This window comes from Bacillus sp. 1A (genome assembly GCF_052682215.1).
The window spans coordinates 6,179,616-6,194,096 of record NZ_JBQYLZ010000001.1 but is presented as its reverse complement, the minus strand read 5'-3'; the positions used below and the strand labels follow the sequence as shown (position 1 = coordinate 6,194,096).

General features: G+C 34.7%; 14 protein-coding genes, 2 pseudogenes and 1 riboswitch. Of the genes and pseudogenes, 11 read left to right on the top strand and 5 right to left on the bottom strand.

What is annotated here, in order from left to right:
• Nucleotides 1–30 precede the first annotated feature (30 nt).
• From ACUN0F_RS31685 to ACUN0F_RS31675, 3 genes are read right to left on the bottom strand one after another with little or no spacing between them, the layout of a single operon-like run.
• Entirely contained in the window at nt 31–1,038 is a 1,008-nt protein-coding gene (locus tag ACUN0F_RS31685; RefSeq protein ID WP_088121186.1) for a FecCD family ABC transporter permease, read from the bottom strand.
• On the bottom strand, nt 1,035–2,075 hold the full coding sequence (locus ACUN0F_RS31680) for a FecCD family ABC transporter permease (protein WP_264462487.1): 1,041 nt from the start codon (nt 2,073–2,075) through the stop codon (nt 1,035–1,037). Before ACUN0F_RS31680 ends, ACUN0F_RS31685 begins: the two co-directional genes overlap by 4 nt.
• 48 nt (nt 2,076–2,123) lie before the next feature.
• Nucleotides 2,124–3,041 (bottom strand): iron-hydroxamate ABC transporter substrate-binding protein, encoded by a 918-nt coding sequence (locus tag ACUN0F_RS31675; RefSeq protein WP_000732568.1) that lies wholly within the window; start codon nt 3,039–3,041, stop codon nt 2,124–2,126.
• A 331-nt stretch (nt 3,042–3,372) separates the two neighbouring features.
• Between ACUN0F_RS31675 and ACUN0F_RS31670 the strand changes: the two genes are divergently transcribed.
• Nucleotides 3,373–4,422 carry an NAD(P)/FAD-dependent oxidoreductase gene (locus tag ACUN0F_RS31670; RefSeq protein ID WP_046958876.1) on the top strand — a complete coding sequence of 350 codons (1,050 nt, stop codon included), beginning with the start codon at nt 3,373–3,375 and terminating at the stop codon, nt 4,420–4,422.
• Between the two features lie 260 nt (nt 4,423–4,682).
• Here the strand turns inward: ACUN0F_RS31670 and ACUN0F_RS31665 are convergent, their stop codons facing one another.
• Complete coding sequence (locus tag ACUN0F_RS31665) at nt 4,683–5,051, bottom strand: hypothetical protein (RefSeq protein ID WP_046953739.1); 369 nt, start codon at nt 5,049–5,051, stop codon at nt 4,683–4,685.
• A gap of 180 nt (nt 5,052–5,231) precedes the next feature.
• On the opposite strand from ACUN0F_RS31665, the gene ACUN0F_RS31660 reads away from it, so the two are divergent.
• The 7 genes and pseudogenes from ACUN0F_RS31660 (at nt 5,232) to ACUN0F_RS31630 (ending at nt 10,008) form a co-directional block, all read left to right on the top strand.
• Nucleotides 5,232–5,471, top strand: coding sequence for a helix-turn-helix domain-containing protein (locus ACUN0F_RS31660; protein WP_002006755.1), 240 nt, complete (start codon nt 5,232–5,234; stop codon nt 5,469–5,471).
• 235 nt (nt 5,472–5,706) lie between these two features.
• Nucleotides 5,707–6,228 carry a spore coat protein gene (locus ACUN0F_RS31655; protein WP_097907552.1) on the top strand — a complete coding sequence of 174 codons (522 nt, stop codon included), beginning with the start codon at nt 5,707–5,709 and terminating at the stop codon, nt 6,226–6,228.
• Nucleotides 6,229–6,248: 20 nt separating this feature from the next.
• Nucleotides 6,249–6,698: a spore coat protein gene (locus tag ACUN0F_RS31650; RefSeq protein WP_264462486.1), complete on the top strand. Its 450-nt coding sequence runs from the start codon at nt 6,249–6,251 to the stop codon at nt 6,696–6,698.
• A 163-nt stretch (nt 6,699–6,861) separates the two neighbouring features.
• Nucleotides 6,862–7,530, top strand: coding sequence for a DUF2642 domain-containing protein (locus tag ACUN0F_RS31645; protein WP_098058411.1), 669 nt, complete (start codon nt 6,862–6,864; stop codon nt 7,528–7,530).
• Nucleotides 7,531–7,766: 236 nt separating this feature from the next.
• Nucleotides 7,767–9,032: an S-adenosylmethionine decarboxylase related protein gene (locus tag ACUN0F_RS31640; protein ID WP_264462485.1), complete on the top strand. Its 1,266-nt coding sequence runs from the start codon at nt 7,767–7,769 to the stop codon at nt 9,030–9,032.
• 209 nt (nt 9,033–9,241) lie between these two features.
• Nucleotides 9,242–9,403, top strand: a pseudogene (locus ACUN0F_RS31635) (ATP-binding protein); the annotation flags it as partial.
• 224 nt (nt 9,404–9,627) lie between these two features.
• Nucleotides 9,628–10,008, top strand: a complete 381-nt coding sequence (locus tag ACUN0F_RS31630) for a hypothetical protein (protein WP_000424111.1) — start codon at nt 9,628–9,630, stop codon at nt 10,006–10,008.
• Nucleotides 10,009–10,035: 27 nt separating this feature from the next.
• Here ACUN0F_RS31630 and ACUN0F_RS31625 read toward each other — a convergent pair.
• A pseudogene (locus ACUN0F_RS31625) lies at nt 10,036–10,663 on the bottom strand (cyclase family protein).
• A gap of 84 nt (nt 10,664–10,747) precedes the next feature.
• Nucleotides 10,748–10,860: riboswitch (SAM riboswitch) on the bottom strand.
• A 149-nt stretch (nt 10,861–11,009) separates the two neighbouring features.
• Between ACUN0F_RS31625 and ACUN0F_RS31620 the strand changes: the two are divergent.
• From ACUN0F_RS31620 to ACUN0F_RS31610, 3 genes are all read left to right on the top strand, one after another.
• A complete protein-coding gene (locus tag ACUN0F_RS31620; protein ID WP_445540763.1) occupies nt 11,010–12,119 on the top strand; it encodes a PRK06851 family protein in 1,110 nt (369 codons plus the stop codon).
• A 121-nt stretch (nt 12,120–12,240) separates the two neighbouring features.
• Nucleotides 12,241–13,023, top strand: coding sequence for a nucleotidyltransferase domain-containing protein (locus tag ACUN0F_RS31615; RefSeq protein ID WP_001208302.1), 783 nt, complete (start codon nt 12,241–12,243; stop codon nt 13,021–13,023).
• A 59-nt stretch (nt 13,024–13,082) separates the two neighbouring features.
• Nucleotides 13,083–14,437, top strand: a protein-coding gene (locus ACUN0F_RS31610; protein WP_445539060.1) for an IS3 family transposase whose coding sequence is annotated in 2 segments (ribosomal slippage) — nt 13,083–13,536 and nt 13,536–14,437 — 1,356 coding nt in all. Because the reading frame shifts where the segments join, the coding sequence is not laid out codon by codon here.
• The last annotated feature ends 44 nt before the right edge of the window (nt 14,438–14,481 follow it).

Here is a 14,481-nt window from a genome sequence, read left to right as displayed (position 1 = left end):
ACCCTCAAGATTTCACTCTTGAGGGTGTTTCTATGCCTTCTTAAGCAACAAATACATAAAGTAAGGAGCACCAATTAAAGCAACGACAATACCTGCTGGGATGCCATTAGGATCAACGATGTTTCGTCCGATTGTGTCTGCTAATAGCAATAGCCATCCGCCGATTAAAAGGGCGATAGGCATGAAAATTTGATGTCTTGGACCTACTAAAGATTTCGCGATATGAGGAGCCATTAGTCCGATAAAGCTAATTCCTCCTGTTACGGAAACAGCTGCAGCTGCAAGCGCGACGGCTGCAACTAATAAGTATCTGCGTTCTTTTTCAATTTCAATTCCAACACCGATTGCGACTGGTTCGTTTAATGCTAGAATGTTTAATCGATTTGCTTTATAGAAAACGAACGGAATTAATACGATTAACCATGGGAGCATTGCTAAAACGAAGATCCAGTCATCTCCCCAAATATTTCCGGCAATCCATTTTGAAATAAAGTCTACTTTCATACGATCTGCGGATGAAATAAGGACAATCATCGTTCCAGATAGTGCAAATGCAAAACCGATACCGGTTAATGTTAATCGCACCGGCTGAAGTCCAGTTGATTTACTATATGAAAATACGTAAATTAGAACAGCTGTCAGAAATGCCCCGATAAATCCAACGACAGGTAGTAAGTAAAGAAATGAACCTACATCTATTGGAAAGTATAAAAAGAAAATAGCAACAGCAACACCGGCCCCAGAGTTGATTCCGAGAATACCAGGTTCAGCTAAATCATTTCGAGTAATTCCTTGCAGAATAGCCCCTGATAAAGCGAGAGCCATACCAGCTAATAATGTAATAACAATTCTAGGTAGTCTTAAAGAGTATAAAACAAACTCCTCTTTAAAAGTCCCTTGTCCCATTAATGTTGGGAGTAGTCGATCATAGGATAAAGATGCTGAACCAAGTCCCATTCCAACTACAATGGTGGTGATGGTCAGTATTAGTAAAGCGAGTATAATAAGACGTTGTTTTCTTAGAATAGATTGCATCATGAGAATGTTTTTCCTCCTTTACGTACAACGAATAGGAAGAATGGTAGCCCTACAATTGCGACAATAGCGGCAACTGGTGTTTCGTATGGAGCGTTAATAGTACGTCCGATTGTATCTGCAAGTAGCATAAAGGAAGCTCCAGCAATTGCTGACATCGGTATAACAAATCGGTAATCTGGACCGACAATCGGGCGTACCATGTGAGGTACCATTAAGCCGATAAATGCCATATTTCCGACAAGCGCTACGGACGCACCCGCAAGTAAGATAATAATGATAAATAGAATGGTTTTAATAACAATAATTTTTTGACCTAGTCCAATAGCCACTTCTTCACTAAAACTAAGAACTGTCAATTTTTTTGCTAGTAAGATAGCGATAAAGATACTAATTGAAATGACTGGAATAATAATTTTCAATTGGCTCCAAGTAGTTCCAATTACGCCCCCAGCAGTCCAAAGCGATACATCTTGTGAAATTTTGAAGTAAATGCCGACTCCTTCTGAAATTGCGAGTAGAAATGCTGAAACGGCAGCACCGGCTAATACAATTCGAAGAGGGGACAGCCCGCCTTTTTTCACCATACCAATTCCAAATACCATAATTGCGCCAATTGCAGCACCGATAAAGCAAGCTAATGTTAAGTAAAGATAGCTGATGGAAGGATTGAAAGCAAGTGTCAGTGCAAGCGCAGCATTTGCTCCACCAGATAGCCCTAATAATCCAGGATCTGCAAGTGGATTTCGTGTTAATCCTTGCATAATTGCTCCAGAAACAGCAAGTCCAGCTCCTACAAAAATAGCAGCAACTTCACGTGGCAAACGTATTTCGCGAATAATAGATATTTTGTCCCCTTTAGCGGAGGAAGTAAGTGCTAACCATACGTCTTTTATTGAAGTATCTGCAGCACCTAATACCATTGCTACCATAAAAATAAGAAAGAATGCAATTATACTCAAAATTAGTTTGTATGTAAAAGCTATAGAACGTGGATTGTCGTGATCTTTTGTCATTCGTTTCACATCTTTTCTGTTCATAGAATAAAGGAAGAGGAATTCTTAAATTAAGAATTCCTCATGTTTGTATTATTTACCAAGAAAGCTCTTCTTGAAGAAGTCTAGTTGGAAATCTAATGTAAGTGGATCATTGAAATAGAATTCCATCATGTTTGCTTCGTATACGCGATTATTTTTTACTGCTGGGATGTTTTTATATGATTCTGTCTCTTGGAATGAGTTATCAGTATCTTTGTTTTTACTTACGATTAAGTAATCACCAGCAAATTCAGGTAATACTTCAGTAGATAATGCGTAGTAACCTTCTTTTAATGCTTTTTCTTTTACTTTTTCAGGCATTTTTAATTTCATTTCTTGGTACAGAATTTCTGTTCCACGGCCCCAGTTCTCGCCGTATACATAAAGCTGTTTGTTGAAGTTTTCTACAACAGAAACTGTTGCATCTTCACCGATTTTTGCTTTAATTTCTTTACCAGCGTCTTGTGCACGTTTCTTGAAGTCATCAATCCAAGTTTTTGCTTCTTTTTCTTTGTTTAATAATTTACCGATTTCTAAATGCTGTGTTAAGTAATCAACTTTTCCGTAAGTGTACGTTACAGTAGGAGCGATCTTCTTTAACTTATCAACATTTTTAATATTTGATAAACCAATGATTAAATCTGGATTTAGTTCAGCGATTTTTTCAACGTTTTCATCTGATACTTCAGCAACATCTTTCAGTTTGCTATCAAAGCGTGGGTTTTGTTTAGACCATGAATCTACCCCAACAAGATTTACATCTAATGACATTACGTTACCAGCGAATGATGATAAAACAACAACACGTTTTGGATTTGCAGGAACTTCTACTTTACCATTTTCAGATTGGTATGTAATTGTTTCTGATTTACTACCTTTTGCATCGTTCTTTTTGTCTGTAGAGCCATTGCTACAAGCGCTCATAACAAGAACGAAAAGAACTGTTAGTGAAATAAATAACTTTTTCATTGTTTTTCTCCTTTAACATAGATGATATGTGTATATAACAATTTGTTTAACTGCAATCTGTTTGAAAGAGTAGTGGTAATACAAAATACTTATTAAAAATCTTGAATATGAGATTTTACAATATAGTATTAACCATATTAGTGAAAGAAGATGTAATCTCAAATTTGCTAATTATTAACAAAATGATAATGATTATCACTATTGATTCTTTAAATAATATAATTTTATATAGATGTATTGTCAATAGTAATTTTGATTGTAAATTTTGCGGAAACAGGTTATATTTTATTGAGAATGATAATCAATGACTAGTAGCTGAGGAGTGACACGAATGAATCAAGAAGAATTGTTTGATGTAACTGTGATAGGCGGAGGACCTGCAGGGCTTTATTCAGCTTTTTATAGTGGACTCAGAGAGATGAAAACGAAAATAATAGAATTTCAACCACAGTTAGGTGGAAAAATACATGTTTATCCAGAGAAGATGATTTGGGATGTAGGAGGGCTGCTGCCAGTTACAGGTGATAAATTAATTGAACAACTTGTACAGCAAGGGCTAACATTTAAGCCAGAAGTGGTATTAAGTACAAAAGTAGAATCGATTATTCGTAACGAAGATGGCACTTTTACGTTAAAAGCAAGCACTGGAGAAGAACATTTTTCAAAAACAGTTATCGTCGCAACTGGAAGTGGTATATTGAAACCTCAAAAGTTATCAATTGAAGGTGCTGAGCGATTTGAAGTATCTAATTTAAATTATACAGTGAAATCTTTAAAGCGTTTCAAAGGTAAGACGGTCATTATTTCCGGCGGAGGAAATTCTGCTGTTGATTGGGCAAATGAATTAGAACCAATTGCGAAAAAAGTGTATGTAACATATAGAAAAGAAGAATTATCTGGTCATGAAGCACAAGTAAAACAACTGCTGAACAGCTCGGCGGAGTGTTTCTTTAATACATCGATTACAAAACTCATTGCTGGTGATAATCATGAAGCGATCGAATATGTAGAATTAACGAATCATGAAACAAGTGAAATTTCACATTTACCTATTGATGAAGTGATTATTAACCATGGATATGAACGTGACATTACGTTATTAGAAAATAGTGAGTTAGACGTTGCAATTATAGATAATTATTATATTGCAGGTAATGCGAATAGTGAGTCCTCTGTAGATGGATTATATGCTGCGGGAGATATTTTAAAGCACGAAGGGAAATTACACTTAATTGCGGGAGCATTCCAAGATGCTGGAAATGCTGTAAATAAAGCGAAACAATTTATTCAACCTGATGCAAGTGAGTACGGAATGGTTTCTTCGCATAATGAAGTATTTAAGAAGAGAAATCGTGAATTGATCAAGCAGATGATGAAATAATAAAGTGAAACTGTAATCATTGGGGCCATTCTCCGCTGATTATGGCTACGCACTAATATAGCAGGATAAAGAAACAAGTAACCCCCATTTACTTCTCTTTTCGAGTGACGAGAGAGGTAAATGGGGGTTTTCCTGTTTACTATATTTTCAATCATTGTAATGACACCGGTTTCATCAGTTCATGTGATATGAACGTTTTATTTGTAAATCTTCCTAGAAAACAATGAATCTATGTTTTGCTGCCGCAGAACAGTATTACATTATGCTGTCCCTTTAGCTCGTTCGTTAGGAAATGGCATATTTAATATAGAAGCAATGTACTGTTTTCCATGCATTCGAGCTAATGATTCTAATATTTGACGGACGCGTTTTGTAAGATGTCCTTGTTCCTTTATAGCTTCACAATATGCGTCATAGAAAGCGTATTTAGCCCAAAGGAAATCATCTTGTTGGAATAAAAAATGATTTTTGTACCATTCCCCAATTGTATGGTAACAATTGTTTTCATGTATTGCTGCGCTTTGAGAAAGAATACGATCAGATAAAGATGTAGTTAAATGAGAAATTGTGTTTTCTGTTTCAAATTGTAATGTTTTTTCTAACATTGTAATGATGTGACGAGTAGCCATATGTTAACTCTCCTTTGTGTAAATGGGTAATACCATTCTATATTTAAAAAATCCTTACTATATTATTATACAATATATGGAATGCATCCACCTTCTTTTTAAATTGCATTTACAAAATCTTTTTTATTTGTTTACAAAAATAAAGTAAGATACAGTATATATGAAAAAAATAATAAAGGAATGAACGCGTTGTATATAACAGTAGAAGAAGCTGCGGAGTATTTGAATTTACCAAAGTCGTATATTGAAGAGCTAATTCAGCAAAAGAAAATTCGTGCACTATTTGATGGAGAGCAATATTTATTAAATAAAGAACAATTCAATACACATTTAGAACAAATGGAGAAATATAAGCAATTAGTGGAAGATATATTGAACGAACCAATTCCAGAAGATATGGATGTTAAAGACGAAGATTAAACTATGGGAGATCCCGTATGAAGATATGCAGAAATGTATCTTCATACGGGATTTTTTGTTTAAAGATATCAAAAGCCTAAGGAGCGTTTAGCATTTCTTCGAATTTTGATAGGTAGTAGTCTACCATGTTAAAAGCATATTTTTTTCTAGCTAGGACAAACATAGAGAACGTAACCTGTACAGATACATATACTATCAGTGCAAAAGCTTATAAATTAATGGAAGGGGTTTTCTCGTGAGTTTATTTCATTGTGATTTTTTGAAAGACTTAATTGGATCTTATGTGAGAGTAAACAGGGGTGGTCCAGAATCTCAAAAAGGAACAATAATATCAGTATGTCCGGACTACTTCGTATTGCAGAATGAAAAAGGTGAGCTTTATTACTATCAACTTAGTCATCTAAAAAGTATTACAAAAAATGCGAAAGACTGTGGATCAAGTGATTGCGATTGGGAAGATTGCGCATGTGCAGAAGACTTTGAAGCACTACTTCAAAGCTTCAAATATTGCTGGGTGAAAATTAATCGCGGTGGTCCAGAGAAAGTAGAAGGCATCTTACAAGATGTTTCGTGTGATTTCGTGACATTGATCGTAAAAGAAGAAATTATATTAGTTGCAATAAAGCATATTAAAAGCGTTAACTATAATGCATTAGCATGCGGAGAGAGCGATGAGAGCGACGATAGTAGTAAGGAAAGTAGTAGTAATAATTCAGGTCGCGCTCGTGCACAAAGACAATCAAGTAGAGGAAGATAATAAGAAAGGGGGATACGAAATTGGAGAGCGTATTATGCTGTGAGCAAATTAAGTGTTTAGTCGGTGAGACTGTAAAAGTAAATCTTCGTGGACCAGAGAGTCGAGTGGGGGTACTTGTATCGTTAGGAAGAGATTACCTTACATTACAACTTCCTCTTGGTGAATTAGTATATTACCAACTAAAGCATGTGAAGAGTCTAGTTAAGAAAGTGAAAGAAAGTAAATGTGGCGATTGCTATAGCTCATGTTTCTGCTCTGATGAGGATACTTTTTTGGATATATTAAAAGACTTGAAGTATAAGTGGGTAAAGATTAATCGTGGCGGTCCAGAATGTGTAGAAGGTTTGTTAAGTGAGGTACACCATGACTGTATTACACTAGTAAACTGCGATGAAGTTATTTATGTAATTAATTACCATATTAAGAGTGTGAGCCAAGTAGTGAAATGTAAAAAGAATGAAGAAGAATAATGTTTGATAAATAAGAGGGGCATTATGGTTGAAGGTGAAGAACGATTTCTTATTTCGGATAGTATGAAAAGGAAGTCCTTACTCTTAAGACGGAACATTGCCCCTGATTATTTTTTGGAATGGAGAATAGGAAAGCAAAAAATTTATAGGAAGGAGGATATAGATGAATGAGTTAAACAAAAGTATTGGAGAAAATATATATGTTAAACTAATCGGTGAAAAAAGATTTAAAGGTGTATTAATAGATGTAGGAAATGATATTGTTGTTCTTTACAATGGACAAGACTACGTATATATATCTTTATACCATGTACAATATTATAAAATTTTAAGACCATATGATGAGGAAATATCAAAACCAGATGTTGATTCTGTAATTAAGAGGGAATCGCCTTCCATTTCTTTGAGAAAAGTATTAAGTACTTCTAAAGGAATTTTTACAGAAGTTTATGTAGCAGGAAATGCTCCAATACATGGTTATGTTACAAGTGTAATGAACGATTATATTGTTTTTTATAGTCCAGTTTATAAAACAGTATATATATCTTTAAAGCATTTGAAATGGTTAATTCCGTATAAAGAAAATCAAGTCCCGTACGCCCTCAATAAAAATGAACTCCCCGTGAATCCATTAAATATTACGTTAGCTAGAACATTTGAAGAACAGCTTATTAAAATGTCCGGCAAAATCATGGTGTTCGATTTAGGTGAGGAATCTAATAAGATCGGAAAGATGGCAAAGATTGATGAAGGGCATATTGAAATATTAAAAGCACGTGATGCAAAAATGTATGTGAATATTCAACATGTGAAATCTGTCCATTGTCCGTAATCTAGTTGAAAGGGCTGGCTTTTTCTTTTATATGCAGAAGAAAAGGTCGAGCCTATTTGTTTAGCTCGATTTGAATATGAGAGGGAAAATGAATTGAATATAAATGTGTTAGTGTGACCTTTGAAGAGGAAATCTTGTGCAAAATTATAAAAAATATGTACGAGCCATTTTTTATATATTCAATTTATTTTTTTGTGGGAGAACTGCTCAACTAATATATTAAAGGAGTTTTGTTTGTGGAGCAGTTTCCAAATTCGTTATCGATTACATTACTTGGTAGTGCTGGTGGAGCAGCAAAAGCAGTTTTAGCAATTTTAAATCAAGCGATAGCAAATGAAAAAGACCCGATTTATGAAGCGATAAAGAATGTTACATTTCATTTGGTTGATATAAAACAAAAAGATAGGGCTTATTATGGTGAGTTGTTTCCAAATTTGAAAGATCAATTGTTTTTATATGAAATCGACCTTCAAGATGTAGTGAAATTCAAACAACATTTGAAAGAAAAAAGTACGGGTGTTGTTATTGATGTTTCGGGTGCAGATACGATCAGAGTCTTAAGCTGTTGTAATGAACTTGGAATTTTTTATATTAATTCAGCTTTGGAAAATGAGGCAGTAGATCAGGACGATAGTTTAATCGGCTTTCAGCTTACGGAAAGATATACGAGGTTTGAGAAGGAGAAAGAGAAATTTACAAATACAAAAGCAATTATAGGCTCAGGTATGAATCCAGGTGTTGTTCAATGGATGGTCGTTGAACTTATGAAGGAACGTCCACAGGAGAAGCCAAGAGCATGCTATATAGTAGAACATGATACGTCATTTTTGAATGATACAGCACTGATAAAGCCTCATACACTTTATGCTTCATGGGCAGTAGAGCGATTTCTAGATGAAGCGATATGGAGTTATCCGATGTATATGAGTCATCATCGTCCCCTTTATTTTTATGAAGATGTATATGCTTCAGAGTATAAAGTAAAGTTAGGAGAGAAAGAGTTTTATGGCTGTTTAATGCCACATGAGGAAGTTTTAATTTTAGGAAAAAACTTCAATATGGAAGTGGGTTTTCTTTACCGAATTAATGAGTATACGACTAATGTAATTAGACAGAACTTAGATCAAGTAGAAGATTTATGGAGTTGGAATCGTAAAGTATTTAATCCAGCCGAAGAAGAGATTGCGGGCGAGGATCTAGTAGGTGTATTACTCGTTTATGAAAATAGTGAGACATATATGTATAACGTGATGAATAGCAGTCAAGTTTTTCATAAATATAAAACGAATGCGACTTACTTCCAAGTAGGATGCGGAATTTATGCTGGCTTGTGTAGTTTACTGTTCGATAACTTTAAACAAGGTGCCTATTATGTAGAGGAATTATTATTAAATACAGAGAGTAAGTACGGAGAATATTTGAATTTATATATGAAGGATTTTGTAGTGGGCGGAAATGACTTTACGGATGGATTGCTACATGATCGGGTAAGATGGATATAAGTTGTGACGAAAAGGAAGGGGAAATCTCCTTCCTTTTCGTATGATAAGGTTACATCTTACCCTGAAAGCAATTTCATACTTATAATTTAAGGAGATAATATGTAGAGCTTTTGTATTGAGTATGAGGAGTATTTATATGAACAAATTTAAAAGCTTGATATATGAGGAAAGAGAAGCTTTAAAAGTATTTAAAAAAATTAACGGATTTGTTAGGGAAAATCGATAAAGCTTTTTACAAAACAAAGGAGAATGGTACGGGACTGGGGTTAATGATTACATATAAAATCATTGAGGAGCATCAAGGAAGTATCGCAATTCAAAGTAGCGTAGGAATTGGAACGAAAGTAGAGATTTTTTTAACGACAGCATAATGTGCTAGAGAAAAATATTTTTCAGAAAAGTGTTCTTGTTGTGTAAATATAAACATTTTATAAAATGTTTCAAGAAGGGTTTTTTTTATAAAATACTTCGTTTATAATGGAGGAAAATATCGACATGAGATTTGTTATTCATGTAACGGTTCGGTAGTGTTAGAGAAAGAAGGGGTGCACGCGCATCCTTTTTTCTATGCAGATATTATGAAAGAGGTGGTATGATGGAATTAACATTAAATTCGACTGTATGTTTACACACGATTCAATTTCGAAAAGAGCAAAAGAATTATATTGTAAAAGATACAATTACAGGAGAAAAATATGAAATGCCGCCACTTTGGATTGATGCATTGGCAATGATGCGTGACGGTTTTTTATTGGGGGAAATTGAGGAGAAATTAAAAGAAGAGTATCCAGACGAAGAAATAAATATGTTAGCATTTACGAGGCAACTGTTAGAGCTAGAGCTTGTCGGAATGGTAGATGGCGAAGAAATAGCTTGTACAAAGAAGAAAGAGAAAGATTATTTAGCTTGGTTACGTCCTCGTGTTGAGCAATTCTTTCTTAGTTTAAATAAAAAAAATAGAAGCAAAGGTCAATGATGATCTTTGCTTTTTTTTATAGTTTGTTTAAAAAATTACAGCGAATGCCCTTGCGAAAGCACCGTCGCTATCTTTAATTTTTAAAGGTGCCGCTGAGAAAAAGAAACGTTTCGTGTTAATTGCATCTAAGTTGGTTAAGTTTTCGATTAAATAAATATTATTCCCAAGTAGTATGTGATGAATTGGCGATGTTTCTGTCGTTACCTCATCAGGAGAGATGAAATCTAAACCGACAGATTTTACTTTTAATTGAACTAGTTCTTCAGCTAATTCTTCAGAAAGATAAAAAGCTTCTTTCTCATATGCTTCTGTATTCCATTTCGTAGATAGATTGGAATGGAAAATGACAATATCACCTTCTTTTATGTCAGCGTTGTGTAATACTTCTTTAGGTAGTTTTCGTTCTTGTACATGAGTTACATCAATAAGAACAGCTTCGCCTACAAATTGATCTAGGGGTAATTGATCAATAGTCGTTGCGCCTGAAATGAGCAGGAGCATCACAATGCGTGCCAACATGAACGACAGAATGAAAATCTGTAACTTGATAGCCTGTCTCTTCAACGCTTGTAATGGCTCCTAAATTGATTTTTGGTGTTCCAGGGAATTGGGACATATTGTTTTCAAATGTTTGTGATAGGTCAATTACTTTCATTTTTAATACCTCCAATATATGTTTTGAAATAAAAAAACTCACCTTTCATAATCAAGAAAGATGAGTTTTGCACACAATAGTTACGTTTTATCTTTCAAAATGCAATGCATTTTGCAGGAATTAGCACCTATTCAGTTTGTATAAACTGAGGTTGCTGGGCGTCAAAGGGCCGGTCCCTCTGCCTCTCTTGATAAAGACATATTAAGTTTTTATTTCTGAATATTCACTACTTTTAAATTGTAATTCATTTCCTTTTTTCGTGCAATACAAAATAGGTATTCACCCAAATAAAGTTGCTCGCATATTGTAGCTTATGTAAATAGAATGCTGCGAAGGAGTGAGTGCAGTGACAGGGAATGTATTGAATTATTACGCTGGTGGAAATACAGCTAGAGGATTTCATAATTTATACGACGAGAATTTAAAAGGGCTAAACAGGTTATTTATTTTAAAGGGTGGTCCTGGAACCGGGAAATCTTCTTTAATCAAAGCAATAGGTCGTGAGTGGGTTGAAAAAGGATATGATATTGAATTTTTACACTGTTCTTCTGATAATAAATCGGTTGATGGTGTAATTATCCCGAAGTTAAAAGTAGGAATTGTTGATGGAACATCACCGCATGTTATTGAGCCGAAAATGCCAGGAGTTGTCGAAGAGTATATTAATTTAGGGGTTGCTTGGGACTCAAATAAATTAAGAAAGCAGAAGGTGGAAATTGAACGATTTGTTTCAGAAGCAAGCAAGGCTTTTCAAACTGCTTACGCTTGTTTTAACGAGGCACTAGTTATACATGATGAGTGGGAGAAAATATATATTAATAATATTGATTTTAATAAAGCAAATGAACTAACCGATCAGCTGATTCAGAAGTTATTTACAGATAAAGGCGGGAAACAATCGCTTGTGAAACATCGGTTTTTAGGGGCAGCTACACCGAAAGGAGCAGTTGATTTTGTTCCTAATTTAACAGAGGAATTACCACATCGTTATTTTATAAAAGGACGCCCAGGCTCTGGGAAATCAACAATGCTTAAAAAATTAGCTAAGGCAGCAGAAGAAAAAGGATTTGAAGTTGAAGTATATCATTGTGGATTTGATCCCAATAGTCTTGATATGGTTATCGTAAGAGAATTAGGGTTTGCAATTTTTGATAGCACCGCACCACATGAATATTTTCCGAGCCGCGAAGGTGATGAAATTATAGATATGTATGCCTTGATTGTGACACCAGGGACAGATGAGAAGTATGCGACAGAAATTCGTGACGTGTCGATTCAATATAAAGCGAAAATGAATGAGGCGATGTCTTTCTTAGCGAAAGCGAAATCAGTTCGTGATAAATTAGAACGAATATATATTGCTGCTATGGATTTTTCAAAAGTAGATGCATATAAAGAGGAGATTCAAAAAGAGTTTGAACGAATTGCGGTTAGTGTAACAGAAAAGAACAAGTAAAAAATAAAGGATTTTAGTAGGCTGTCGGGAATTTTCTGACAGCTATTTTAGTATGTAGTAAAATTAGCAGTATATTTGTCGAATTTCCAAGGAAATAATCAAAAAATGGAGAGGGTATGAAATGAGAGAGAAAATTAGAGTGGAGTTAGCAAGAATTGAACAAGAGAATGATGTGAAAATTTTATTTGCAGTGGAATCAGGGAGTCGTGCTTGGGGATTTCCATCGAAAGATAGTGATTATGATGTTAGATTTGTTTATATGCATCCGGTAGAGTGGTATTTATCAATTCATGATAAACGAGATGTAATTGAGTATCCGATTAGTGATGATTTAGATATAAGCGGATGGGATATTAAAAAGGCATTACAGTTATTCGCAAAGTCAAACCCAGCTTTACTCGAATGGATTCGATCACCGATTTTCTATTCGAAAAACTCTCATTTTCCAGAACAGCTTCAGCAAATGAGTGATAAGCACTTTGATCCAAAAGCAACGATATATCATTACTTACATATGGCTTCAAAAAATTATCGTGAATTTTTGCAAGGTGAGAACGTAAAATTGAAAAAATACTTTTATGTATTGCGTCCTATTTTAGCTTGTAAGTGGCTAGAGGAGAAAACAACTTTACCACCTGTAGAATTCGATCGATTGATTACAGAATTATCGTTAGAACGTAGCGTATTAAATGAAATTGAACAGTTGTTAATAAAGAAAAAGGCAGGTACTGAATTAGATGTTGGATTAAAAATTGAGGTGTTGAATCAATTTTTAGAAGAACAAATTCATTACTATCAGCAATATGTAAAAGGAATTGAAAAGGGATCAGGAATCGATATTGAGAGTTTAAATACATTGTTTCGAGATATGTTGTTTGAAGTATACGAAAAAGAGCACAAGTGAGAGTTGAACTGCACCCCAATTGTTAGACACAGTCTAACAATTGGAGGTGCAGTTTTTCTATGGCTAAATTTACAGCTGATGAAAAAATACAAATCGTTCTACGTTATTTGAACGGAAATGAAAGTTATCGAGAAATGGGTAGAGCGATCGGTATAAGTGGCACAATCATTTTGAATTGGGTAAACCAATATAAGCAAAATGGTGTGGAAGCTTTTCTAAAACGATGTACAAATTACACACAACAATTTAAACTAGACGTACTAAACTTTATGATTGAAAACGGTATGTCCTTATTTGAGACGGCAGCTATCTTTAACATTCCTGCCCCTTCAACGATTTCTGTTTGGAAAAAACAACTGGAAACACAAGGAATTGATGCCCTTCAATCTAAGAAAAAGGGGCGTTTATCCATGAAAAAAGATTCAAATAAACAATTAAAACAAGCTTTAGCTGAAGGGTCAGTCGAAGCACTTGAAGCACGTATTAAACAGCTTGAAATGGAAAATGAGTACTTAAAAAAGTTGAATGCCTTAGTTCAAAACAAGGAAAAATCACAAAACAAGATAAAGCGCAAGTAGTCTATGAATTAAGGCATAAATATTTGGTGAAGGCACTCGTGGAGCTAGCTGGTATTCCACGAAGCACGTATTATGATTTAGTAAAAAAAATGAATCGCCCAGATGTAGACGCCGATTTGAAAGCGGAGATTAAAGCGATTTATGAGGAGAATGAAGGTCGTTATGGTTACCGTCGCATTCGTGATGAATTAACGAATCGTGGTCAGAAAGTGAATCACAAGAAGGTGCAACGCATTATGAAAGAGCTTGGCTTAAAGTGCGTTGTGCGCATGAAGAAATATAAATCTTATAAGGGGAAAGTCGGTAAAATTGCACCCAATATTTTAGAGCGTAATTTTTATGCAGATGCACCGAATCAAAAATGGGTAACAGACATCACAGAGTTTAAATTGTTTGGAGAAAAACTGTATGTATCACCTGTATTAGATTTGTATAATGGTGAAATTATTACCTATACAATTAGTTCTAGACCGACGTATTCGCTTGTTTCAGAGATGTTAGAGAAAGCATTAGAACGTTTACCTGAAAACCACCAGCTATTGATGCATTCGGATCAAGGATGGCATTATCAAATGAGACAGTACGTCCGTACACTTGAATCAAGAGCTATCGTACAGAGTATGTCTCGAAAAGGAAACTGTTACGACAACGCAGTAATAGAGAATTTCTTTGGGATTATGAAGTCGGAGTTCCTCTATATAAAAGAATTTGAATGTATTGAGCATTTTAAAATAGAATTAGAAAAATATATAGATTATTATAATACGAAACGGATTAAGGCAAAATTAAAAATGAGCCCGGTACAATACCGGACTCATTTTGATCAAGCTGCCTAATGAAATAACCGTGTCTAATTTTTAGGGGTCACTTCAGAGTTTGT